This window comes from Kitasatospora sp. NPDC097605, assembly GCF_040302725.1.
GTDB lineage: Bacteria > Actinomycetota > Actinomycetes > Streptomycetales > Streptomycetaceae > Kitasatospora.
Genome location: NZ_JBEOSF010000008.1, coordinates 159,349 through 183,378, shown reverse-complemented (window position 1 = coordinate 183,378; position 24,030 = coordinate 159,349). Strand labels below are relative to the sequence as shown.

Genomic DNA, 24,030 nt, shown 5'->3' with positions numbered 1-24,030 from the left:
CGGCCCAGGGGGCCCGGGGTGCGGCGGGTCAGCCCTCGGCGCCGTAGCGGGCCAGGTAGTCGGCGAACCGGGCGACGTCCTCGTCCGCCCAGTCGTTGAAGCGGGCGGTGAAGGAGAGCCGCCGCTGCTCGTTGGCCACCCGCAGCAGGGTCAGTCCGGCGTCGGTGGCGAGCAGGATCTGCCCGCGCTGGTCCTCCGGATCGGTCTCGCGGCGCAGCAGCCCGAGCTTCTCCAGGGCGGTGACCTGGCGGCTCACCGTGGACTTGTCGAGCATGAAGTGCGCGGCCACGTCGGCGGCCCGGCAGCCGCCGCGCTCGGTGATGAGGTCCAGGATGCTGTAGGTGACCAGCGAGAGGTCCGGGTGCAGCTGGGACGCCTTGTGCCGGGCGCGGCGGGCGAAGGCGGTCAGCTCGCGCTGGATGGTGGCGATCGACGTCTCGCGGTCGGGTGACGTCTCGCGGTCGGGCACGGTGACCTACCTCCTCGGGGCCCCGGAAATTTGTTGCACTATACAACGACCTCGGACGTGGAGGGGCGACGGGCCTGCCAGGCGCGCGCGGCCGCGATCCGGCGGGTGGCGCTCGGATGAGTGGCGAACAGTAGCTCAAGCACCCGGGGCGGGTCGACGTCGGACACGTTGGCCAGCGCCAGTCTGCGCTGCATCGCGATGAACTGCTCGGTGTCCCCGGTCAGTTCGAGGGCGTGCCGGTCCGCGCGCGTCTCCACCGCGCGGCTCACCGCGCACTGCACCGGGCCGGACAGCGCGCCCAGCAGCGCGGCGACCGCCGCCAGCAGCGGCAGCGACCGCGGATCGGCGGCGTCCGTCGCGCCCGCCGCCGACAGCAGCGCGTCCCGGCCCGACGCCAGGCCGAGCAGGGCCACCACGACGGCCGCGCCCACCGCGCCCAGCACCGTGCCGGTCAGTACGTCCCGGTGCTTGACGTGCCCCAGTTCGTGCGCCACCACCAGCTCCACCTCGCGCGGCTCGGCCGTCGTCAGCAGCGTGTCGTACGCGACGATCCGCCGGGTGGCGCCCAGGCCCGACACATAGGCGTTCAGCGCCGTCGTGCGGCGCGAGGCGTCCGCCACCAGGACGTCCCGCACCCGGACGCCGTCCCGCTCGGCCAGGCCCAGCAGCGCCTCGCGCAGCGGGCCCGGCTCCATCGGCGTGAAGCGGTTGAACACCGGCTCGACGAGCAGGGGGTAGAGGAAGGACAGGGCGGCGGTCAGCAGCGCGGCCGCGCCCGCCGCCGGCAGCCACCAGTACTCCGGCGAGCGGTCGGTGAGCGCGTACAGGCCGAACGCCACCGGGAGGGCGAGGGCCAGCGTCAGCGCCAGGCCGCGCACGGCGTCCACCGCCCAGCCGGCCCAGCCCTGGGTGACCAGGCCGAACCGGGCCCGCACCGAGCGGGCGCCCGCGCCGAACGGCAGCTGCGCCAGCTGCCCGAGCAGCACCAGCGCGCCGGCTCCGGCCAGCACCTCGGCCGTCCGCGAGCCGCCGAACCAGCCCCCGACCGCCGACACCAGCCCGGCGCCGGCGGGCGTCAGACCGAGGACCAGGGTCAGCGCCAGGCCGGCGAGCCGTCCACCGAGCGCCCACGGGAGCTGGGCGCGGCGCAGCGCGCGGCCGCGGGCGCGCTGGGCGGGCGTGAAGTCGGCCGCGGCGGCGGGGCGGTCGCCCGGAGTCGGGCTGACAGAATCTGTCATCTGTTATCCGTCATCTGAAATCTGTCAGCTGTCAACTGTCAGCTGTCCGGGGTGGCCGGCGGGCGTCGGCCGTCGATCGTCATCTTGTCCTTCGGCCGTCAGGATGTCACTCCTCGGCGGGCCCGGTGGCGCTCTGGGTGCCCGCGCGGAGCAACTGGTGACCGAGGTCGACCAGGGCCCGGCCGACCGCGAAGTCGTCGCCCACCGCCGGTGCCGGGGCGTCGTGCGGATTGCGGCGGGGGAGCGCGTCGCTGTGCAGCACGGTGCCGTCGGCGTCGAGCACCGCGTGCACCCGGGTGGTGTCGCGGTCCTCGAGCACATGCAGGCTCAACTGCCAGTCCTTGGTCCGGGCGGCCGGCGCCCCGCCGCCCGCCGCCGCCCCCGTGCTCGCCGCGAGCGGCTCGGCCGCCGCGGCGGTGCCGTCCGCGCGGACGATCACCACCGGGCATGAGCCGTGCACGGCGCAGCGCGCGCTCACCGACCCCAGCAGCGTCCGGGCGAAGGTCCCGCGGCCCCGGCTGCCGAGCACCAGCAGATCGGCGCCCTCGGCCGCCTCCAGCAGCACCTCGGCCGCGTGCCCCAGCACCAGGCTCTCCTCGACCGGCACCGGCCGCCGCGTGCCGATCACCTCGTCCACCTCGACGGTCAGCGTCCGGCGGGCCGACTGCTCGAAGCCGTCGTCCACCATCGGCGCGAACCAGCCGTACAGCGACGGGTACTCCCACGCGGCCACCGCGTGCACCGTCGCCCCGGTCAGCACCGCCTGCCCGACCGCCCAGCGCAGCGCCGCCTTGGAGGGCGCCGAGCCGTCGATCCCGACCACGATCCGCCGCCCGGTGCCCGTGGTCCCGTTGCCGGCCATGGCCCACACCACCCACCTGCGTCCGCGGCGCCCGCGCCCTCGCGGGGCCTCCACGTTTCCACGCTGCGCCGCCGTCCGGGCGCGGCGCCAGGGACGGGATGGCCAAGACCGGCCGCCGGGTTGGGACGGGAGGGCCCGACCGGTCGGGGCCGGCCGGTGGGGTCCGGCCGGAGTGTCGAACGCCGGGCGACGGGCCGGTGTCGGTTGTGGAGGCGGGGCGAAGAGCACGCGGGGGAGTGACGTAGGCTGACCGCTCCTGGACCGACCTTGGGGGACCCCACATGCGCCGTGCCGCGGCCGCCGTCGCACTGCTGCTCGCCCTGATACCCGTGGCCGCCTGCGGACCGGACGACCCCGATCCGGCCACCGTCAAGGCCTCCAGGTCCGCCAAGGCGGCGGCCGACGCTGCCGCTGCCGCGAAGGCCTCGCCGGGCGCGTCCGACGGCTCCGGCACCCCCGGTGACCAGGCGTCCGGCGACGGCGCCGCGCCCCGCCCCGACGGCAGCATCACGGTGGCCTTCGCCGGGGACGTCCACTTCGAGGGCCGCACCGAGGCCCGGCTCGCCGTGCAGCCGCCCGAGACGGCGCTCGGCCCGATCGCCAAGACCCTCTCCGCCGCCGACCTCGCCGTGCTCAACCTGGAGACCGCGATCACCGACCGCGGCGCCCCCGAGCCGAAGACGTACACCTTCCGCACCTCGCCCAAGGCGCTCGCCGCCCTCAAGGACTCCGGCGTCGACGTCGTCTCGCTCGCCAACAACCATGCCGTCGACTACGGCGCCGACGGCCTCGCCGACACCCTGGCCGCGAAGGAGTCCTCGCCCGTCCCGGTCGTCGGCTTCGGCCGCAACTCCCAGGAGGCGTACGCCCCGTACATCACCACCGTGCGCGGGGTGAAGGTCGCGGTGGTCGCGGCCAGCCAGGTCGAGGACCTCACCAACCAGAAGTGGCGGGCCGGCGCGAACAAGCCCGGCATCGCCTCGGTGCTGGACGCCACGGCCCTGGTCAAGGCGGTCGGAGAGGCGAAGCGGCAGGCACCGGTGGTGCTGGTCTACCTGCACTGGGGCGACGAGGGCAAGGCCTGCCCCACCGGCCCGCAGACCGCCATCGCCAAGAAGCTCGCCGCCGCGGGCGCGACCGCCGTGGTCGGCACGCACGCGCACACCATGCTCGGCTCCGGCATGCTCGGGAACACCTACATCGGGTACGGGTTCGGCAACTTCCTCTGGTACGGCACCTCCAACTACGCCAACTCCAACGAGACCGGGGTCACCACGCTGACCGTGGGCCCGGACGGCAAGGTGCTCGGCGAGGCGTTCGCCCCGGCGACCATCGACGACAAGGGCGTGCCGGTGCCGCAGTCCGGCGCCGCCGCCGCGGCCGCCCTCAAGCGCCGCGACGGCCTGCGCGGCTGCACCGGCCTCGGCCCCGTCCCGGGCGCCGGCTCCGGCTCGGGCGCCGCGAGGACCCCGGGGCCCACCGCTCCCGCCTCCGCTCCGACCTCCGCCAAGCGCTGAGCGTTCAGGGTCAAGGTCCGACGGCTGAGTGCTGTGGGCTGCGGGCTGGCGGTCCGGAGGAGGCGAACGGTGATCGAGGCGGAACTGAAGGCGGTCCTGCGCGCACCGGGAGCGGTGCTGCGCCGGCTGGAGGACGCGTACGGGCCGGGCCGGGTGGAGGTGTACCGGGACACCTACTACGACACCCCCGACGGTCGACTCGCCGCGGGCGACCGGGAGTTGCGCGTCCGCGAGGTGACCGGAGCGGACGGCGGCCGGACGGTGCTGCTGACGTACAAGGACGCCCGGGTGGACGCGGTGTCCGGGTCGAAGCCGGAGCACGAGATGCGGGTCGCCGACGGCGAGGCCGCGCACGCGATCGTGCGCGGCCTCGGCCATCGGCCGGCCCTCGCCTTCGAGAAGCGGTGCCGGAACTACGCGTTCGAGCACGAGGGCCGCCGGATGCTCGCCACCCTGGTGCGGGTGACGGAGCTCGACGGGGTGTTCCTGGAGGTCGAGACGGCCGCGGCGGACGAGCGCGAGCTGCCCGCCGCGCTGGCCGCCGTCCGCGCGGTGCTGGCCGGCCTCGGGGTGCCGGAGGCGGACCTGACCTCCGAGCTGTACACCGAAGCGGTAGCGGCCTCCCGCCGCCGCACGTCAGCAGATTGACGGTCCGTCAACCCTTGTGGTCCGCCTCGCCGTGCTTCCAGTAGCCCTTGCTGTGGACGTGCTCGCGCGGCAGCGCCCAGTCGGTGAGCAGGTGGCGGCGGACGGTGGCCACGGCGTGGGCCTCGCCTGCCAGCCAGGCCGTGCTGCCGGCCGGGACGTCGGTGGCGAGCAGGGTGTCGGCGAGCGTGCGGCCCTTCGGCAGGTCCGGGTCGCGGGTCAGCCAGTGGACCCTCAGGCCGGGGCGCTCGGGTAGCGGCAGGGCCGTCCCGGTGGCGTCGCCGACCTCGATGAACAGCGAGGCCGGGACGCTCGGCGGGAGGTCGTCGAGGATGGTCAGCGCGGCGGGCAGGGCGCTCTCGTCGGCGGCGAGCAGCGCGTGTCCGGCGCCTTCGAAGGAGGGCCGGCGGCCGCGCGGTCCGGCCAGCCGGGCCGGATCGCCGGGCCGGGCGACCTCGGCCCAGCGGGAGACCGGACCGTTGCCGTGCAGCACGATGTCGATGTCCACCTCGCGCTCGGCGGGGCGGTGGTGGCGGATGGTGTAGGCCCGGGAGTGGCCCTCGGGAAGGTCCAACTTGACCCACTGGGTGGGGTGTTCGATGCCGAGGGTGTCCAGGGTGGGGCCGGCGAAGGTGAGCCGGAGGAGGGCGGGGGTGAGCGGGGTGACGGCGACGACCCGTACGTCGAAGGTCGGCCGGGGGCGACGGAACACGGTGGTCTCCTGGCTGGGATCAGGTGGCGCCGGCGGCGGGCCCGGAGGTGAACACGGGCGGCCGGGGGCGGCGCGGTCGGGAGGAAGCGGGGTGTCAGCGGGGCAGGTGCTGGTCGAGCAGCGCGTCGACGAACGCGGCGTCCAGCGGGCGGCGCAGCACCAGGGCGCGGTGGTAGAGCGGGGCGAGCAGGGCGTCCAGCAGCACGGCGGCCTCGTCGCCACCGCCCGCACTGTCGGCGTCGGCGAGCCCCAGGCAGGCGCGGGTGTGCGCGACGTCCCGGGCGCGCAGCTCGTCCAGGAACCCGCCGTGCAGCAATTCGGCGGTGCGGGCGTCCAGTTGGGCGTGGCCGAGGAGCGCCCGCAGGACCTGGCCGGCCGGCTCCGTGCCGAGGAAGGCCGCGAACCGGTGGACGTAGGCACGCAGGTCGGCGGGGCCGGAGGGCGTCTCGGCGGGCCAGGCCAGGGCGGTGCCGGCGTCCAGGACGAGGTTGTCGAAGAGGATGTCGACCTTGGACTTCCACCACCGGTAGATGGTCTGCTTGGCGACCCCGGCGGCGGCCGCGATGCCCTCGATGGTGAGGCCCTCGAAGCCCACCTCCACCAGGAGGTCGTCGGCGGCGTTCAGCACCGCCAGGCGCGCGGCCTCGCTGCGCCGTCCGCTGCCGCCCGAGGCGGTGGCGCGGTTCGCGGTGGCGGGGCGGGGCTGGGCGGCGATGGCGGGCTGGTCCTTGTCCGGGGGCGGCTGCGGGCCGGTGGCGATGGTCGCGGCCATCCTCTCACGCCTCCTCGGGACGCGCGGCGGGTACCCGCCGCGCCCCCTTCGGCCGCCGGACCAGGCCGGCCGCGATCACCAGTGCCAGCAGGGCGACCACGGCGCTGAAGACGACCCCGCCGGTGCGCAGGCCGGTCGCCCGGATCAGCACGCCGACGCCGATCACCGGCAGCGAGAGCATGGTGAAGAGGATCGCGAAGAAGGCGGAGACCGTCTCGCCGCGCTGCTGCGGCGCCACACCGCCGTTGATGGTGCCGAGCCCGGTGCCGATGGCGGTTCCGGTGGCGAGGCCGTTGACGCAGGCGCCGAGCAGCAGCGGCGGCAGCGTCTCGCCGAGCAGCGCGACGGCGATGAGCCCGGCGGCCAGCACCAGCCCGGCGCAGGCCAGTGGGAGCGCGCGGGCGGGCGGCAGCACGCGCACCAGGAGCTGGCCGAGGGCGGTGCAGAGGAAGGCGAGCGCGACGACGAGTCCGGTCAGCGCGTGGTGGCGCAGGTCGAGCACGGTGGCCAGGAAGAGCCCGCTGACCGCCGTCAGCACGCCGGTGACGGCGAATCCGGCGCCCCCGGCGAGCGCGGCGCGCAGGAAGGCGGGGCGGATCGCGGCCGGGACGTGCAGCGGCTGGAGGCGCAGCCGGAACCGGGAGGCGGCGCGCACCTCGGCGGACACCGTCTCGGGGACGGCGAGCAGGCCGAGCAGGGCGGCGCCGGTGAGGACGAGGGTCACCGTCCAGGGCAGCCGCAGCGGCGAGCCGGCCCACTCGGCGAGGATGCCGGCGAACAGGGTGCCGCCGGCCAGGCCGCCCATGTTGGCGGCGAGCGCCAGGGTCTGGGCGCGCAGGCGGCGCTCCGGTGGGGCGAGGTCGAGCAGGGCGGCGGTGGCGGCGCCGGTGACCAGGGCGGCGCCGAAGCCGGACAGCACCCGGGCGGCGAGCAGCCAGGGCAGCGAGTCGGCGGCCTCGAAGAGCCCGGCGGCGGCCGCGGCCAGCAACAGGGCCGTCAGCATCACGGGCCGGCGCCCGATCTGGTCGGAGAGCCGGCCGAGGGCCAGCAGTCCGGCGACGACGCCGAGCGCGTAGACGGCGAAGATCACCGTGACGGTGAACGTCGAGAAGCCGAAGGCGTGCTGGTAGAGGGGGTAGAGCGGGGTCGGGACGGTGGTGCCGGCCATGGTGACCCAGAAGGCGAGGGCGACGGCGGCCGGGGCGAGCGGGCCGCCGGGGCGTCGGGGTGGGGCGGAGGACATGGGTGCTCCTCGGGCGGAGGCGAAGGGGGATCGACAAAATGGACGCAACGTTGCGTCTCGATCCGATGGTGCGACCGTAACACTGGACGCAACGTTGCGTCCAGGTTCATGGCCGACAGCCGGAGGGTCCGGCGCTCAGTCCGGGGCGGCCGTGCGCAGTTGACGACCCCGCAGGAGTCGTCCGGCCTCGCGCGACCCCTCGGCGGACCCGAACGATTGTGTTAGGTTAGCCTTGCCTAATGTCGCTGGTCGGAGGGGATTTTCCTGTGCAGCAGTCCGAACTCGCCGGCGCCGTCGCGATCGTCACCGGCGCCGGGCAGGGCATCGGCGCCGCCGTGACGCGCGCCCTCGTCGCCGCCGGCGCCGTCGTCGCCGCGGCCGACCGCAACCCCGGTCCGCTCGCCGCGCTCGCGAACGAGTCGGCCGGGCGCCCGGGCGACGGCCCGGCCGCGCGCGGCCCCGTCCACCCCTACCTGCTGGACGTCTCCGACGCGGCCGCCGTCGAGTCCACCGTCGACCTGATCGAGAATCAACTCGGGCCGGTCGGCATCCTGGTGAACGTCGCCGGAATCCTGCGCACCGCGCCCGTGATCGAATTGAGCGACCAGGACTGGGCCGACACCTTCGCCGTCAACACCACCGGCGTCTTCCACACCTCCCGCGCGGTCGGGCGGCGGATGGCCGGACGCGGCGGCGGCGTCATCGTCACCGTCGGCTCCAATGCCGCGGGCGTGCCGCGCACCGGCATGGCCGCCTATGCGGCCTCCAAAGCGGCGGCCACCATGTTCACCCGCTGCCTCGGCCTGGAACTCGGCCGCTCCGGGGTGCGCTGCAACATCGTCTCGCCCGGCTCCACCGACACCGAGATGCAGCGGGCCCTCTGGCAGGACGACGCGGCCGCCGCCGAACAGCGCGTCATCGACGGCGACCTGGCCGGCTACCGGGTCGGCATCCCGCTCGGCCGGATCGCCCAACCCGCCGACATCGCCGAGGCGGTGGCCTTCCTGGTCTCCGACCGGGCCCGCCACATCACCATGCACGACCTCTACGTGGACGGCGGCGCCACCCTGCGCGCCTGACACCCCGGCGGTCCGGGCAACCGGACGACCGCACGGGCCGCGACCCGGGACGAGCAGCGCCCGGACCACCGCCCCGCGGGACCCGATGCCCACGGGATCGGCCGCCCCACGGGATCGGCCGCCCCGCCGGACCCGCCGCCCCACCGGGGCCGCGCACCCCCACCGGGGCACGCGCCCCGAACCACACCACCCGCCGGCCGCCGCGACGAGCGAAGCCCGGCGGCCACTCGCAGACTGGGAGAATCCAGGTGACCACGGTGCACCACGCCCCCGCCGGGACGGACCACACCGTCATCGGCGCGGCCAGCGGGCTGCTGGGCCAGTATCGGGCCGCGCCCGACGAGGCGTTCTTCGCCTCCCCGACCCGCACGCTGCTCGCCGAGGGCGTGCACGCCCGGGTGCCCCAGGACGGGCGCCCGCTGGTCGAGCGGGTCACCGACACCCTCGCCCGGGCCCGCCGGGACGGCGTCGAACACCCGCTGGTGGTGGGCGCGGTGGCGTTCGACCACGACAGCCGGGCCGAACTCGCCGTCCCCGCCCGGCTGCGCAGTTGCGGCGCGCTGCGCGACGACCCGCTGATCGCGCTGCCCGCCCCGGCCGCCGACCGGATCGACTGGAACGTCCGCCCGATACCCGCCCCCGAGGCGTACGGCGCCGGCGTCGCCGAGGCCGTGCACCGGCTCCAGGACGGCGAGTTGAGCAAGGTGGTACTCGCCCGCACGCTGGAACTGCGAGCCGACCGCCCGCTCGACCTGCCCGCGATCCTCCAGCGGCTCGCCCGCCGCGACCCCGGCGGTTACACCTTCGGCGTCCCGGCCGGCGACGGCCGCACCCTGATCGGCGCCAGCCCCGAACTGCTGCTCTCGCGCCGCGGCACCGCCGTCGTCGCCAACCCGCTGGCCGGCTCGGTGCCGCGCAGCGCCGACCTCGGCGAGGACGTCCGCCGCGCCGCCGCGCTGCTGGAGTCCCCCAAGGACCTGCACGAGCACGCCTTCGTGGTGGACGCCATCCGCGCCGCGCTCGCCCCGTACTGCCGGACCCTGGACGTGCCGGAGCGGCCCACCCTGGTGCGCACCGCCGCGATGTGGCACCTGGCCACCACCATCACCGCCGAGCTGGCCGACCCCGCCGTCTCCGCTCTCGAACTCGCCGTCGCGCTGCACCCCACCCCGGCGGTCTGCGGCAGCCCGACCCCGCTCGCCCGCGAGGCGATCCGCGCGATCGAGCCGTTCGACCGGGGCCTGTACGCGGGCATGGTCGGCTGGGGCGACGCGGACGGCGACGGCGAGTGGGTGGTCACCCTGCGCTGCGCCGAGGCCGACGAGCGGACCCTGCGGGTGTTCGCCGGCGCCGGGGTGGTCGCCGAGTCCCGGCCGGAGGCCGAACTCGCCGAGACCAGCGCCAAGTTCCGTACCTTCCTGGACGCCGCGGGAGTGCCGCGGTGAGCGACCTGACCACCCCGGGGGACACCGTGACCGAACCGCTCGACCTCGACCCGACGGGCCCGCTCGACCCGATGGAGCGGGTGCTCGCCGGATTCACGCCCTACCCGGACGAGTTCGCCGAGCGCTACCGGGCCGCCGGCCACTGGCGCGGCGAGACCTTCGGCTCGATGCTGCGCGAGCGCGCCGCCGCCCACCCCGACCGGATCGCGATCGTCGACCCGGCCGGCGGCACGGGCGAGGACCCCACCCGCCGCTGGACGTACGGCGAACTGGACCGCCGCGCCGACCGGATGGCCGCCGGCCTGCGCGCCCGCGGCCTTCGCCGGGGCGACCGCGTGGTGGTCCAACTCCCCAACACCGCCGAGTTCTTCGAGGTGGTCTTCGGCCTCTTCCGGATCGGCGCGCTGCCGGTCTTCGCGCTGCCCGCGCACCGGTACACCGAGATCTCCTACTTCTGCGCCTTCACCGGCGCCGTCGGCTACGTCGTCCCGGCGGTCGAGGGCGGCTTCGACTACCGCGAACTCGCCACCCGGGTACGGGCGGAGACGCCCTCGCTGCGGCACGTCCTGGTGGCGGGCGGCGACGCGGGCGAGCACACCCCGCTGGCCGACGTCCCGGTGGACCCGGTGGACCCGGTGGACCCGGCGGGTGCGGAGGGCGCGGAGGGTGCCGCAGCCGTCGAGCCGCAGCCCGGGGACGTCGCCTTCCTCCAGCTGTCCGGCGGCAGCACCGGGGTGCCCAAGCTCATCCCGCGCACCCACGACGACTACATCTACTCGCTGCGCGGCTCGGTCGAGCTCTGCGGCCAGGACGAGCGCAGCGTCTACCTCATCGTGCTGCCCGCCGCGCACAACTTCCCGCTCAGCTCGCCGGGTTCGCTCGGCACCCTGTACGCGGGCGGCCGGGTGGTGCTCTGCCCGCAGCCCAGCCCCGAGACGGCGTTCCCGCTGATCGAGCGCGAGGGCGTGACCATCACCGGCCTGGTGCCGCCGCTGGCACTGCTCTGGCTGGAGGCCGCCGAGCGACGCCGGGAGGCCGGCGAGCCGACCGGGCTGGAGAGCCTGGAGGTCCTGCTGGTCGGCGGCGCCAAGTTCAGCGAGGAGGCCGCCCGGCGGGTGCGCCCGGTGCTGGGCTGCACCCTCCAGCAGGTGTTCGGCATGGCCGAGGGCCTGGTCAACTACACCCGGCTGGACGACCCGGAGGAGGTCGTGGTCACCACCCAGGGCCGGCCGATCTCCCAGGACGACGAGGTACGGGTGGTCGACGACCGGGACGCGGACCTGCCCGACGGCACCACCGGCCACCTGCTCACCCGCGGCCCGTACACCATCCGCGGCTACTGGAACGCGCCCGAGCACAACGCCGCCTCCTTCACCGCCGACGGCTTCTACCGCACCGGCGACCTGGTCCGCCGCACCGCCACCGGCCACCTGGTGGTCGAGGGGCGGGCCAAGGACCAGATCAACCGGGGTGGCGAGAAGGTCGCCGCCGAGGAGATCGAGAACCATCTGCTGGCCCACCCGGCCGTGCACGACGCGGCCGTGGTCTCGATGCCCGACCCCTACCTCGGTGAGCGCACCTGCGCCTACGTGGTGCTGCGCGAGGAGCACCGCGCGCACCCGCCGAAGTCCGTCGAGCTGAAGCGCTTCGTGCGCGGGCGCGGACTGGCCGACTTCAAGGTGCCGGACCGCGTCGAGTTCGTCGACGCCTTCCCCGCGACCGGCATCGGCAAGGTCAGCAAGAAGGACCTGCGCGCCGCCATCGCCGCCTCGCTCAGCACGCCCTGACCCGCCCCGAATCCTTCGAACTCACTGACCCCGCACTCCCTGACACAGCTAAGGACGCACTGCCGTGGGCCTGCCCCGCATCCCCTCCTATCCGATGCCCGCCGCCACCGACCTGCCGGCCAACCGGGTCGACTGGACGGTCGACCCGTCCCGGGCCGTACTGCTGGTGCACGACCTGCAGAACCACTTCCTGGGCGCCTTCGACACGACGGCCTCGCCGGTCACCGAGCTGTTCGCCGGCATCAACCGGCTGCGCGCCTGGGCCGCCGAGCACGGCGTGCCCGTCGTCTACTCGGCGCAGCCCGGCGGCCAGAGCCCCGAACAGCGCGGCCTGCAGCAGGACTTCTGGGGCCCCGGCATCCCGGACGACCCGCGGGCGGCGGCCATCGCCGACGCCGTCGCCCCGGTCGAGGGCGACCGCCTGCTCACCAAGTGGAAGTACAGCGCCTTCGTCCGCACCGACCTGGACGAGCTGCTGCGCGAACAGGGCCGCGACGAGCTGGTGATCACCGGCGTCTACGCGCACATCGGTGTGCAGGCGACCGCGTGCGACGCGTGGATGCGCGACGTGCGGGCCTTCGTGGTGGCCGACGCGGTCGCCGACTTCGGCGCGGACGAGCACCGCGCCGCGCTCACCTGGGTGGCCGGGCGCTGCGGCGTGGTCACCACCACCGACGCCGTACTGGAAGGGAAGTGACGGGCATGGCCTTCACCGTGGAGCGGATCCGGGCCGAGGTCGCCGAGCTGCTCGGCGAGGACCCGGCGGACATCCCGCTGGACGAGAACCTGGCGGACTGGGGCCTGGACTCGGTGCGGCTGATGGCGCTGGCCGAGCGCTGGCGGGCCGAGGGCGCCGAGGTGGCCTTTCTGCAGCTGGCGGAGCGCCCGGCCGTCGAGGCCTGGGCCGAGCTGCTCGGCGCGTCCTGATGGAGCCCGGCACGGGGACGGCCCGGACCGGCGGGACGCGGCGGTGGCCGGCGACCACGGCGATCGGCCCGTTCGAGGCGCAGGCCGCCCGGACGCCGGACGCCCCGGCGCTGCTTCCGGCCGGGGGTGCGGCGGTGGGCTACGGCGAGCTGAACGCGGCGGCCAACCGGATGGCGCGCTGCCTGGTGGACCGCGGCGCCCGCCCCGGTACGGTCGTCGGTCTCGCGCTCACCCGCCCGGCCGACCTCGTGCCGGCGCTGCTGGCGGTGGCCAAGGCGGGGGCGGCGTACCTGCCGCTGGACCCGGACGACGCGCCGGGGCGGCTGGCCTGGCTGCTGGCGGACGCGGCGCCGGTGTGTGTGCTGGGGGAGGGGGCGCCGGGCGCGGAACGGCCGGCCGCCGCCGAGCTGGCCGGCCGGGCGGTCACCGACCCGCCGCGCGCGCTCACCCCGCAGCACCCGCTCTGCCGGGCGTACGGCCCGGGCGGGCGGCCGGCGGGGGTGTGGACGACGCATGCCGAGGTGGACCGCCGGGTGCGCGAGCTGCAGGCCGCGTACGGGCTGGGGCCGGGTGACCGGGTGCTCCAACTGGGGCTGCCGCTGTGGGAGTTCCTGTGGCCGCTGCGGACCGGGGCGGCGCTGGTGCTGGCCGATCCGGACCGGCCGGGCGAGGTGGGGGAGCTGGTCCGCGAGGCCGGGGTGACGGCCCTGCGCGCCGCCCCGTCGGTGCTCGGCGAACTCGTGCCCGAGCCGGGCCCGCTGCACCTGGTCCCGGAGCGCGGCTGACGGCGCGTGCGGTGGACGCTGACGGGCTGACCGCTGACAACTGACAACTGACAGATTTCAGATGACAGATAACAGCTGACAGATTCTGAAATCTGTCAGCTGTTATCTGTCAATCGTCAGCTGTCAACCCCTAACTCGCCCCGCCCGCTACCGCCGCGCCGCCGCGAAGTCCGCCGCCGTCCACGCCATGGCGACGGCGCCCTCCATGATCGCCCGGTCCGCCTGCGGTGAGACGGCGGCCTCGGCGAACGCCGCCTCGTGCGGCCCGCAGGCGCCGCCGGTGATGTCCAGCACCGGGTGGATGGCCGGCACCGCGTGCGAGACGTTGCCCATGTCCGTGCAGGCGAACGGCCCGCTCTCGACCGGCTCCGGACGCCCGACCGCCGCCGCGTTGGCCCGCCACAGCGCGAGCAGCCCGGCGTCGCTGCGGAAGTCCAGGTAGTCCGGCTCGGGCCGGGTCAGCTCGACCTCGCACCCGGTGGCCAGCGCGCCCGCCCGGAAGCAGTCCTCGACCCGGGCGCGCAGTTCCGCGAGGTCCTCGGCCGCCGAGGCGCGGATCTCGTACTCGGCGGTGGCGCTGTCGGGGATGAGGTTGGGCGCAGTCCCGGCGGCCGTGGTGATGCCGTGCACCCGCCAGTGCGGCGGCAGTTGCTGGCGCAGCAGCCCGAGCGCGACCTGGGCGACGGTGAGCGCGTCGGCGGCGTTGCGCCCCTCGTGCGGGTTGAGGCTCGGGTGGGCGGCGCGGCCGGTGTAGCGGACGGAGAGGGTGCCGAGCGCGAAGGAGTGGAAGTCGGCGACCTCCACCGGGCAGGGGTGGACCATCATCGCCGCGTCCACGCCGTCGAAGGCGCCCGCGTCCAGCAGCAGCGCCTTGCCGGCCCCGCGCTCCTCGGCCGGTGCGCCGATCACCCGCAGGCTGAGCCCGAGCCGCTCCGCGTAGGGAGCGAGGCCGAGCGCGGCGCCGAGCCCGGCGGCGGCGATGAGGTTGTGCCCGCAGGCGTGGCCGAGGCCGGGCAGTGCGTCGTACTCGCAGACCACGGCGACGGTGGCCGGGCCGGTGCCGAGGCGCGCGTCGAAGGCGGTGGGCAGACCGTGCGCGCCCGGCGTGACGGCGTAGCCGTGGGAGCGCAGCAGTTCGGCGCACCACTCGGCGGCCCGGTGCTCCTCGAACGCCGTCTCCGGGTGGGCGTGGATGCGCCGGCTGAGCGCGAGCAGCTCGTCCCGGTGGGCGAGCACGCGCTCGCGCACCGCCTCCTTCAGCCCGGGGTCGGCCGAGGCCGGTTCGCTCATGGCCGGCTCGCTCGCGTTCAGGGGGGACATCGGCGCCTCCGGGGGCGTCAGGGCCTGCCTCCCGGCAGGCTGTTGACCAGACGATATGCAGATAGCTTAGGCTAACCTAAGTAGGCAGTAGCGTTCCGTTGCGCCGGACCCGAGGAGCTCTCAGAACCATGCGTCGCCACCAGGCCGCGTCCGACCCCGTCGCCGTCCCCGCCGACGTGCCGCTGCTCGCCACCCAGGCGGCGATCTGGTACGCCCAGGCGCTCGACCCCGACAGCCCGGTCTACAACACCGGCGACGCCGTCGAGATCACCGGCTCGCTCGACGCCGCGCTCTTCGAGACCGCCCTGCGCCGCGCCGTCGACGAGGCCGACGCGCTCAGCGCCGTCGTCGTCGCCAGAGGCGGCGGCGAAGCCCCGCACCAGCGCCTCACCCCCGGCCGCGGCTGGCCCCTGCACCACCTCGACCTGCGCGCCGACGCCGACCCCGAGGCCACCGCCGAGGCCTGGATGCGCGCCGACCTCGCCCGCCCCGTCGACCTCGCCGAGGGCCCGCTGTTCACCCAGGCCCTGATCCGCCTCACCGACGAACGCCACTGGTGGTACCAGCGCGTCCACCACCTCGCCGTCGACGCCTACGCCCTCACCCTCCTCACCGGCCGGGTCGCCGAGCTCTACACCGCGCTCACCACCGGCACCCGCCCCAGCGACCGCACCTTCGCCACCCCCGCCGAGGTCGCCGCCGAGGAGGCCGCCTACCGGGCCGGCCAGGAACACACCGCCGACCGGGAGTTCTGGCGCGAGCGGCTGGCCGGCGCCGACGCCCCGGCCACCCTCCCCGGCGGCACCCCCGCCGGTCCCGCCGGACTGCCCCGCCTCACCGCCGCCCTGCCCGCCGGCACCCTGCCCCGCCTGGAGGCCGCCGCCAAGGCCGCCCGCGCCACCTGGGCCGAGCTCGTCATCGCCGCCACCGCCGGCTACCTCCACCGCCTCGCCGGCACCGAGGACGTCGTGCTCGGCCTGCCGCTCGCCAACCGCCGCGGCCCCGCCGCCCTGCGCACCCCCATCGCCACCGCCAACGTCCTGCCGCTGCGCCTCGCCGTCCGCCCCCGCGACACCGCCGCCGAACTGCTGCGCCGCGTCGTCCTGGAGGTCCGCGACGTGCGCCGCCACCAGCGCTACCCGCTGGAGGACCTGCGCCGCGACCTCGCCCTCACCGGCACCCGCCGAGCCCTGTTCGGCCCGATGGTCAACATCAAGGCCTTCGAGGGCGACCTCGACCTCGCCGGCCTGCCCGCCACCGTCCGCAACCTCGCCGCCGGCCCCGTCGACGACCTCGCCCTCGCCGTCTCGCCCGGCCCCGACGGAGCCCTGCGGATCGGCCTCGAAGCCCACCCCGACCACTACGGCGCCGACGCCCTCGCCGCCCACCGCGACGGCCTGCTGCGCTACCTCGACGGCCTCACCGCCCTGCTGCTCGACGACCCGCACACCCCGATCGCCCGGATCGACCTGCTCGACGAGGACTCCCTGCGCCGCGCCACCGCCGGCCGCACCGAGCCCCCCGCCACCCGCACCGTGCCCGAACTGCTCGCCGAGCAGGCCGCCCGCACCCCGCACGCCATCGCCCTGCGCAGCGGCGCCACCACCCTCACCTTCGCCGAACTCGACGCCGCCGCCACCCGCCTGGCACACCGCCTCACCGCCCTCGGCGCGGGCGCCGGCACCCCGGTCGCGCTCGCCATGCCGCGCGGCGCCGACACCCTGGTCGCCATGTTCGCCGTGCTCAGGGCCGGCGGCGCCTGCCTCTCCCTCGACCTCGCCCACCCCCGGCAGCGGATCGCCGACATCCTCGACGACACCCGCCCCGTCTGCGCCGTCGGCACCGCCGAGGCCCTCGCCGCCCTCCCCGGCGCCGCCGACCGCCCCGCCGTCGCCCTCGACGACCCGGCCGTACGCGCCGAACTCGCCGCGCAGAGCACCGAACCGCTGCCCGCGCCCGAACTCGCGCACACCGCCTACCTGCTGCACACCTCCGGCTCCACCGGCCGCCCCAAGGGCGTCGTCGTCACCCACGCCTCGCTCGCCAACCTGCACGCCGGCCACGGCGAGGACCACATCGCCCCCGCCGTCGCCCGCACCGGCCGCGCCCACCTGCGCGTCGCCCACAGCGCCTCCTTCGCCTTCGACGCCTCCTGGGACCCGGTGCTGTGGATGCTCCACGGCCACGAACTCCACCTGCTCGACGACGACACCTACCGCGACCCGGCCGCCCTCGCCGCCCACGTCCACCACGAGCGGATCGACTACCTCGACGTCACCCCCTCCTACCTCGACGTCCTGCTCGCCGAGGGCCTGCTGGCCGAGGACCGGCACCGCCCCGCCGTGATCGCCGTCGGCGGCGAGGCCACCCCCGACCCGCTCTGGCGCCGCCTCGCCGCCGTCGACGGCCTCGCCCCCGTCAACCTCTACGGCCCCACCGAGACCACCGTCGACGCCTACTCCTGGACCCCCGGCCCGGACGGCGCCCCCGTCGGCCGCGTCGTGCGCGGCTCGCGCGCCTACGTCCTCGACGGCTCGCTGCGCCCCGCCCCCGACGGCGCCACCGGCGAGCTGTACGTGGCCGGCGCCTGTCTGGCCCGCGGCTACCTCGGCCGCCCCGACCTCACCGCCGAGCGTTTCCTCGCCGACCCCTACGGCCCGCCCGGCGGCCGGATGTACCGCACCGGCGACCTCGCCCGCCGCCGCCCCGACGGCACCCTGGAGTTCCTCGGCCGCGCCGACGACCAGGTGAAGATCCGCGGCTTCCGGATCGAACCCGGCGAGATCGCCGCCGTGCTCGGCGAACTCCCCGGCGTGGACCGGGCCGTGGTCATCGCCCGCCCCGGCCCGAACGGCAAGCGCCTGCTCGGCTACGCCGTCCCCACCGCCGGCGCCGTCCTCGACCCGGCCGCGCTGCGCTCCGCCCTCGCCGCCCGGCTGCCCGAGCACATGGTGCCCGCCGCCGTCCTCGTCCTCGACGACCTGCCGCGCACCGGCAACGACAAGCTCGACCACCGCGCCCTGCCCGAACCCGAGGCCACCGGGCCGCAGAGCGGCGCCGCGCCCGCCACCCCGCAGGAGGAGATCATCTGCGGGCTCTTCGCCGACCTCCTGGAGAACGGCGAACTCCCCTCCCGCGACGCCGACTTCTTCGGCCTCGGCGGCCACTCCCTGCTGGCCGGCCGGCTCGCCGCCCGGCTGCGCGAGAGCCTCGGGGCGGCCATCGGCTTCGCCGACGTCTTCCGCAACCCCACCCCCGCCGCCCTCGCCGCCCTGCTGCGCGAGCGCTCCGCCCCCGAACCGCGCCCCGCCCTGGTCCCGGTCGCGCGCACCGGCCACCTGCCGCTCTCCCCGGCCCAGCGCGGCCTCTGGTTCCACTACCGGCTCGAAGGCCCCAGCCCCACCTACAACATCCCGCTCGCCCTCACCCTCACCGGCCCGCTCGACCACGACGCCCTCGCGCTCGCCGTCACCGACCTCGCGGCCCGCCACGAGACCCTGCGCACCGTCTACGGCGAGTCCGCCGACGGCGAGCCGTACCAGCGGATCCTGCCGCCCGCCCCGGTCGAGCTGCACACCGGCACCGGCCCCCTCGCCGACGCCGTGCGGCACTCGTTCGACCTCGGCGCCGAACCCCCGCTGCGGGCCACCCTGTTCACCCCCGCCGAGGGCGAGGCGGGCGGCGCCCACACTCTCCTGCTGCTGCTCCACCACATCGCCGGCGACGGCGCGTCCACCACCCCGCTGGCCCGAGACCTCGCCACCGCCTACGCCGCCCGCCTGGCCGGCCAAGCCCCCGAACTGCCCGACCTCGACGTCCAGTTCGCCGACCACGTGGCCTGGCAGGCGCGGCTGCTCGGCACCGCCGACGCGCCCAGCCCGCTCGCCGTGCGCCAACTCGACCACTGGCGCAAGACCCTGGCCGGCCTGCCCGACCAGCTCGACCTGCCCACCGACCGCCCCCGGCCCGCCGTCGCCGCCCACCACGGTGCCACCGTGCCGTTCCGCCTCGACGCCGACGCCCACGCCGCCCTCGCCGCCCTCGCCCGCGCCACCGGCACCAGCGTGTTCACCGCCGTCCAGGCCGGCCTCGCCGCGCTGCTCACCCGGCACGGCTGCGGCACCGACATCCCGATCGGCACCCCCGTCGCCGGCCGCGACTCCGACGAGACCGCCGCCCTGGTGGGCTACTTCGTCAACTCCGTGGTCCTGCGCACCGACACCTCCGGCGAGCCGACCTTCCGCGAGCTGCTCGGCCGCGCCCGCACCGCCGTGCTCGGCGCCCACGACCACGCCGACCTGCCCTTCGACCGCCTGGTCGAGGAGCTCAACCCGCCCCGCTCGCTCGCCCGCCACCCGCTGTTCCAGGTCATGCTCGCCTGGCAGTCCGTCCCCGACCGGGAGTTCGAGCTCGGCGGCGGCCTCACCGCCACCATCGCCGCGATCCCCTCCGGCACCGCCAAGTTCGACCTCACCCTCAACGCGGGCGAACTGCGCGAGGGCGGCATCGCCGGCTTCCTGGAGTACCGCACCGACCTCTTCGACGAGGCCACCGTCCGGGCACTGGCCGAACGCCTGGCCCGGCTGCTCACCGCCGCCGCCACCGCGCCCGACACCGCCGTCGGCCTGCTCCCGCTGATCGGCGAACAGGAACGCCACCGCGCCCTGGTCGAGTGGAACGGCGCCCCCGTCGCCTCCGTGCCCGGCGCCACCCTTCCCGAACTCTTCGAGGCCGCCGCCCTCGCCGACCCCGAGGCCGACGCCGCCGGCTATGAGGGCGAGACCCTCACGTACGCCGAACTCGCCGCCCGAGCAGACCGGTTGGCCCGCCTGCTGGCCGCCCGCGGCATCGGCCCCGGCACCATCGTCGCACTCGCCCTGCCGCGCTCCCTCGACCTCGTCGTCGGCCTGCTCGCGGTCGCCAAGTCCGGTGCCGCCTACCTGCCGCTCGACCCCGAGTACCCGGCCGACCGGCTCGCCTACATGCTCGCCGACGCCGCCCCCGCCGCCCTGCTCACCGACACCGCCACCGCGCCCCGGATGCCCGAGCACCGGGTGCCGCAACTCCTCGTCGACGGCGGCGAGTCGGACGCCCTCCCGGCCGTCCCGCTGGCCCAGCACGAACGCACCCGGCCGCTGCGCGCCGAGGACACCGCCTACGTCATCTACACCTCCGGCTCCACCGGCCGTCCCAAGGGCGTGCCGGTCACCCACCACAACGTGGTCCGGCTGTTCTCCGCCACCGACCACTGGTTCGGCTTCGGCGCCGACGACGTCTGGACCCTCTTCCACTCCTACGCCTTCGACTTCTCGGTCTGGGAGCTGTGGGGCGCCCTGCTGCACGGCGGACGGCTCGTCGTCGTCCCGCACCTGGTCAGCCGCGACCCGGCGGCCTTCCTCGACCTGCTCGCCCGCGAACGGGTGACCGTCCTCAACCAGACGCCGTCCGCCTTCTACCAGCTCAGCGCCGCCGACCGGGAACGCCCCGGCAGCGAACTTGCCCTGCGCTACGTGGTGTTCGGCGGCGAGGCACTCGAACTCGGCCGCCTCGACGACTGGTACGAGCGGCACGCCGACAACGCGCCCACCCTGGTCAACATGTACGGCATCACCGAGACCACCGTGCACGTCTCCCACATCGCCCTCGACCGGGCGAGCGCCGCCGCCGGCACCAGCAGCACCATCGGCGTCAACATCCCCGACCTGCGGGTCTACGTCCTCGACCGGTACCTCCAGCCCGTCCCGCCCGGCGTCACCGGCGAGATGTACGTGGCCGGTGCCGGCCTCGCCCGCGGCTACCTCGGCCGCCCCGCGCTCAGCTCCGAGCGCTTCGTCGCCGACCCCCACGCCGAGCTCTTCGGCGAGCGCGGCACCCGGATGTACCGCTCCGGCGACCTCGCCCGCCGCCGCGCCGACGGCGTCCTGGAGTACTTCGGCCGGGCCGACCAGCAGGTCAAGATCCGCGGCTTCCGGATCGAACTCGGCGAGATCGAGGCCGTGTTGGCCGCCCACCCGGCCGTCGCCGACGCCGCCGTGATCGTCCGCGAGGACGTCCCCGGCGACAAGCGCCTGGTCGGCTACGCCGTCCTCGCCCCCGGTGCGGAGCAGGTGACGGCCGAGGAACTGCGCGCCCGCACCGCCGCCGACCTGCCCGTCCACATGGTCCCGTCCGCCGTCGTCCTGCTGGAGCGCCTGCCGCTCACCGCCAACGGCAAGCTCGACCGGCGCGCCCTGCCCGCCCCCGACGCGCCCGAGGCCGGCGCCGGGCGGCCCCCGCGCAACCCGCGCGAGCAGCAGCTCCGCGAGCTGTTCGCCGAGGTCCTGGGCGTCCCCGCGGTCGGCGTCGAGGACGACTTCTTCGCGCTCGGCGGCCACTCCCTGCTGGTCGTCCGGCTCGCCGGGCGGATCCACGCCGTGCTCGGCCTGGAGGTCGGCATCGGCACGCTGTTCCAGGCGCCCACCGTCGCCGCGCTGGACGCCGCGCTCGCCGCCGACGCCCCCGGCGCCGACGCGCTGGACGTCCTGCTGCCGCTGCGGCCCACCGCCCCCGGCCGGCGCCACCCGCTGTTCGCCGTCCACCCGGCCGGCGGCCTCAGCTGGTGCTACACCGGCCTGATCCGCAACCTGCCGGCCGACGTGCCGATCTACGGCCTCCAGGCGCAGGGCGTCGGCGCCGCCACCGCCGGCGAACCGCTGCCGGCCACGATGGAGGAGCTGGCCGCGCACTACGTCGACCGGCTGCGCGAGGTCCAGCCCGAGGGCCCGTACCGGCTGCTCGGCTGGTCCACCGGCGGCATCATCGCCCACGCGATGGCCGCCCGGCTGCAGGAACTCGGCTGCGCTGTCGAGCTGTTGGCGGTGCTCGACGCCTACCCGGCCGAGGGCTTCCGCGAGCTGCCCGTCCCGGACCAGGCCGAGGCCCTGGAGGCGCTGCTCACCATGGGCGGCTACGGACCGGCGGACCTCGACGGCCGACCGCTCGAACTCGCCCACGTCACCGAGCTGCTGCGCCGCGAGGGCAGCCCGCTGGCCGGCCTGGACGACGCCACCGTGGAGGCGCTGAACCGGATCTACCTCCACATCAACCACCTGGTGCGCGGCTACGACCACCGCCGCTTCGAGGGCGATGTGCTGTTCTTCCGCGCCACCGTCGACACCATCGACGAGACCCTGGTGCCCGAGCTGTGGACGCCGTACGTGTCGGGGCGGATCGAGAACACCGATGTCGCCTGCTCGCACAAGGACATGACGCTGCCCGAGCCGATCGCGCACATCGCGGGCGTCGTCGCGGAGCACCTCGCCGCGCTCGACTCCCGGCGCCTGACGAGTGACGACTGACAGCTGACAGATGACAGATTTCAGATAACAGATGACAGCTGACAGATTTTGAAATCTGTCAGCTGTCATCCGTCAGCCGCCGCCCCACCGACCCCACCGCCCGCACCGACCCGACCGTCTGGAGAACCCACCCCATGAGTGACGCCCCCGCCAACCCCTTCGACGGCGACGGCGAGTTCCTCGCGCTCGTCAACGACCAGGGCCAGCACTCGCTCTGGCCGGCCTTCGCCGCCGTCCCGGCCGGCTGGACCGTCGCCCACGGGCCGTGCGAGCGCGCCGCCGCCCTCGACTGGATCACCGCCCACTGGACCGACCTCGACCCGGCCCGATGAGCCGGCCGGACACCCAGCCCGGCGCCACTCCCGTTCCCGCGCCCGCCCCCGCCCCCGGCAAGCCCGCCGCCCCGGCCCGCCCGCTGTTCGCCGGGCGCCTCGCCGTGGTGCTCGTCTACACGGCCGCGATGTGCATGAACGGCCTGGACTCGACGATCGTCAACCCGGCCCTGTTCACCATCGCCGGGGACTTCGGCCGCCCGGTCTCCGCCGCCAACGCGGTGGAGACGGCCTTCCTGGTCGGCCTCGCCGTAGGCCTCCCGGTGGCCGGCTGGCTCGGCGACCGGTTCGGCGTGCGCCGGGTCTTCCTCGGCTCGCTCGCCGTGTTCACCCTGGCCAGCGCGCTCTGCGCGGCCGCGCCCGGCCTCGGCGCGCTCACCGCCGCCCGCGCGGTGCAGGGCGTGGCGGGCGGCCTGCTCACCCCGGTCGGCATGACCCTGCTGTTCCGGGCCTTCGAACCGCACGAGCGGGCCGGCCTCGGCAAGGTACTGATCGTGCCGACCGCGCTGATGCCCGCGCTCGGCCCGCCGCTCGGCGGCTTCCTCACCGAACACCTCTCCTGGCCCTGGCTGTTCCTGGTCAACGTTCCGATCGGGGCGGCGGCCGTGCTCACCGGCCTGTTCGGGCTGCGCGACCAGGAGGAGCCGCCGGCCGGCCGCTTCGACACCACCGGCTTCCTGCTCGCCACCCCCGGCCTCGGCCTGCTCACCTACGCGCTCGGCTTCGGCCCCGCGCACGGTTGGGGCTCCCCGGCGGTGGTGGCGTCCGGGGTGCTCGGTGTGCTGCTGCTCGGCCTCGCCGTCCGCCACCAACTGCGCGCCGAGGAGCCGCTGGTGGACCTGCGGCTGCTCGCCGACCGGGTCTTCGGCGCGGCGAGCTGGCTGGCCCTGCTGACCGCCGCCGGACTGATGGGCGCGCTGTTCGCCTTCCCGCTGCTCCACCAGGCGGCGCTCGGCGGCTCGGCACTGGACGCGGGCCTGAGCGTCTTCCCCGAGGCGATCGGCCTGATGGCCGCCTCCCAGGTGGTCGACCGGCTGCTGCCCAGGCTCGGCCCACGCCTGCTGGCGGTGCCCGCGCTGCTGCTGGCGGCCGTGGTGCTGGCCGCGCTGGCCGTGCCCGGCGTCGGCGAGAACGCCTGGGCCGTGCGGGCGCTGATGTTCGGCGTCGGCCTGATCCTGGGCACCGCCGTGCTGACCGTGCAGATCGCCGGGTTCGCGGACGTGGCGCCGCCGGCGATGGGACGCGCGATGGGCCTGTTCACCATCGTCCGCACCCTCGGCGGCGCCTTCGGCATCGCCGGCGCGGCAGCCCTGATCGGCGCCCTCTCGGAGAACGGCGCCGACGGCGTCCACGGCGCCGAGCCCGCCCCCTACCGGTTCGCCCTGCTGGCCACGGCCGCCGCCGTCGCCCTCGGCACCCTGGTCGCGGCCCGCCTCCCGAAGGAGCCCCCGGGCCCGCCACCGATGGACTGACCGCGCTGGACTGACCGAACTGGACTGACCGCACTGGACTGACACCCTGGAGCGACCGACGGCCCGCCCGGCTTCCCGGCCCGGCGGG

Annotated in this window: 18 protein-coding genes; 11 read left to right on the top strand and 7 right to left on the bottom strand. The window is 75.7% G+C overall.

Features of this window, described 5'->3' with window-relative positions; genetic code table 11:
• Positions 1-28 precede the first annotated feature (28 nt).
• The 3 genes from ABTX81_RS12290 to ABTX81_RS12280 all read right to left on the bottom strand — a co-directional run bounded on the left by ABTX81_RS12290 (position 29) and on the right by ABTX81_RS12280 (position 2,569).
• A complete protein-coding gene (locus ABTX81_RS12290) occupies positions 29-469 on the bottom strand; it encodes a MarR family winged helix-turn-helix transcriptional regulator (protein ID WP_350543553.1) in 441 nt (146 codons plus the stop codon).
• Between the two features lie 38 nt (positions 470-507).
• Positions 508-1,707, bottom strand: a complete 1,200-nt coding sequence (locus ABTX81_RS12285; RefSeq protein WP_350543551.1) for a M48 family metalloprotease — start codon at positions 1,705-1,707, stop codon at positions 508-510.
• Positions 1,708-1,813: 106 nt separating this feature from the next.
• Positions 1,814-2,569, bottom strand: coding sequence for a universal stress protein (locus ABTX81_RS12280; protein WP_350543549.1), 756 nt, complete (start codon positions 2,567-2,569; stop codon positions 1,814-1,816).
• 281 nt (positions 2,570-2,850) lie between these two features.
• Between ABTX81_RS12280 and ABTX81_RS12275 the strand changes: the two genes are divergently transcribed.
• Together ABTX81_RS12275 and ABTX81_RS12270 are read left to right on the top strand one after the other, a co-directional pair.
• Positions 2,851-4,086, top strand: a complete 1,236-nt coding sequence (locus ABTX81_RS12275; protein ID WP_350543547.1) for a CapA family protein — start codon at positions 2,851-2,853, stop codon at positions 4,084-4,086.
• 69 nt (positions 4,087-4,155) lie between these two features.
• Entirely contained in the window at positions 4,156-4,734 is a 579-nt protein-coding gene (locus ABTX81_RS12270) for a class IV adenylate cyclase (protein ID WP_350543545.1), read from the top strand.
• A gap of 7 nt (positions 4,735-4,741) precedes the next feature.
• Here ABTX81_RS12270 and ABTX81_RS12265 read toward each other — a convergent pair whose 3' ends face one another.
• The 3 genes from ABTX81_RS12265 to ABTX81_RS12255 all read right to left on the bottom strand — a co-directional run bounded on the left by ABTX81_RS12265 (position 4,742) and on the right by ABTX81_RS12255 (position 7,458).
• Positions 4,742-5,443, bottom strand: a complete 702-nt coding sequence (locus ABTX81_RS12265; protein WP_350543543.1) for a siderophore-interacting protein — start codon at positions 5,441-5,443, stop codon at positions 4,742-4,744.
• A gap of 94 nt (positions 5,444-5,537) precedes the next feature.
• The gene (locus ABTX81_RS12260; protein WP_350543541.1) at positions 5,538-6,215 is read right to left on the bottom strand and encodes a TetR/AcrR family transcriptional regulator; all 678 of its coding nucleotides are present in this window, start codon (positions 6,213-6,215) and stop codon (positions 5,538-5,540) included.
• Between the two features lie 4 nt (positions 6,216-6,219).
• A complete protein-coding gene (locus ABTX81_RS12255; RefSeq protein ID WP_350543539.1) occupies positions 6,220-7,458 on the bottom strand; it encodes an MFS transporter in 1,239 nt (412 codons plus the stop codon).
• A 239-nt stretch (positions 7,459-7,697) separates the two neighbouring features.
• Between ABTX81_RS12255 and ABTX81_RS12250 the strand changes: the two genes are divergently transcribed.
• From ABTX81_RS12250 to ABTX81_RS12225, 6 genes are all read left to right on the top strand, one after another.
• Entirely contained in the window at positions 7,698-8,537 is an 840-nt protein-coding gene (locus ABTX81_RS12250) for a 2,3-dihydro-2,3-dihydroxybenzoate dehydrogenase (protein WP_502892754.1), read from the top strand.
• Between the two features lie 242 nt (positions 8,538-8,779).
• Positions 8,780-9,982 (top strand): isochorismate synthase DhbC, encoded by a 1,203-nt coding sequence (gene dhbC / locus ABTX81_RS12245; RefSeq protein ID WP_350543708.1) that lies wholly within the window; start codon positions 8,780-8,782, stop codon positions 9,980-9,982.
• A 71-nt stretch (positions 9,983-10,053) separates the two neighbouring features.
• On the top strand, positions 10,054-11,769 hold the full coding sequence (locus tag ABTX81_RS12240) for a (2,3-dihydroxybenzoyl)adenylate synthase (protein ID WP_350543706.1): 1,716 nt from the start codon (positions 10,054-10,056) through the stop codon (positions 11,767-11,769).
• 64 nt (positions 11,770-11,833) lie between these two features.
• The gene (locus ABTX81_RS12235; RefSeq protein ID WP_350543535.1) at positions 11,834-12,466 is read left to right on the top strand and encodes an isochorismatase family protein; all 633 of its coding nucleotides are present in this window, start codon (positions 11,834-11,836) and stop codon (positions 12,464-12,466) included.
• A 5-nt stretch (positions 12,467-12,471) separates the two neighbouring features.
• Positions 12,472-12,696 carry a phosphopantetheine-binding protein gene (locus tag ABTX81_RS12230; protein ID WP_350543533.1) on the top strand — a complete coding sequence of 75 codons (225 nt, stop codon included), beginning with the start codon at positions 12,472-12,474 and terminating at the stop codon, positions 12,694-12,696.
• On the top strand, positions 12,696-13,481 hold the full coding sequence (locus ABTX81_RS12225) for an AMP-binding protein (protein WP_350543531.1): 786 nt from the start codon (positions 12,696-12,698) through the stop codon (positions 13,479-13,481). Before ABTX81_RS12230 ends, ABTX81_RS12225 begins: the two co-directional genes overlap by 1 nt.
• A 147-nt stretch (positions 13,482-13,628) precedes the next feature.
• On the opposite strand, the gene ABTX81_RS12220 is transcribed toward ABTX81_RS12225, so the two are convergent.
• Positions 13,629-14,801: a M20 family metallopeptidase gene (locus tag ABTX81_RS12220; protein ID WP_350543529.1), complete on the bottom strand. Its 1,173-nt coding sequence runs from the start codon at positions 14,799-14,801 to the stop codon at positions 13,629-13,631.
• 128 nt (positions 14,802-14,929) lie between these two features.
• On the opposite strand from ABTX81_RS12220, the gene ABTX81_RS12215 reads away from it, so the two are divergent.
• The 3 genes from ABTX81_RS12215 to ABTX81_RS12205 all read left to right on the top strand — a co-directional run bounded on the left by ABTX81_RS12215 (position 14,930) and on the right by ABTX81_RS12205 (position 23,942).
• Positions 14,930-22,138, top strand: a complete 7,209-nt coding sequence (locus tag ABTX81_RS12215) for a non-ribosomal peptide synthetase (RefSeq protein ID WP_350543527.1) — start codon at positions 14,930-14,932, stop codon at positions 22,136-22,138.
• Positions 22,139-22,272: 134 nt separating this feature from the next.
• Positions 22,273-22,470 carry an MbtH family protein gene (locus ABTX81_RS12210; RefSeq protein WP_350543525.1) on the top strand — a complete coding sequence of 66 codons (198 nt, stop codon included), beginning with the start codon at positions 22,273-22,275 and terminating at the stop codon, positions 22,468-22,470.
• Positions 22,467-23,942 (top strand): DHA2 family efflux MFS transporter permease subunit, encoded by a 1,476-nt coding sequence (locus tag ABTX81_RS12205; RefSeq protein ID WP_350543523.1) that lies wholly within the window; start codon positions 22,467-22,469, stop codon positions 23,940-23,942. The genes ABTX81_RS12210 and ABTX81_RS12205 overlap by 4 nt, the downstream gene beginning before the upstream one ends.
• Positions 23,943-24,030: the final 88 nt, after the last annotated feature.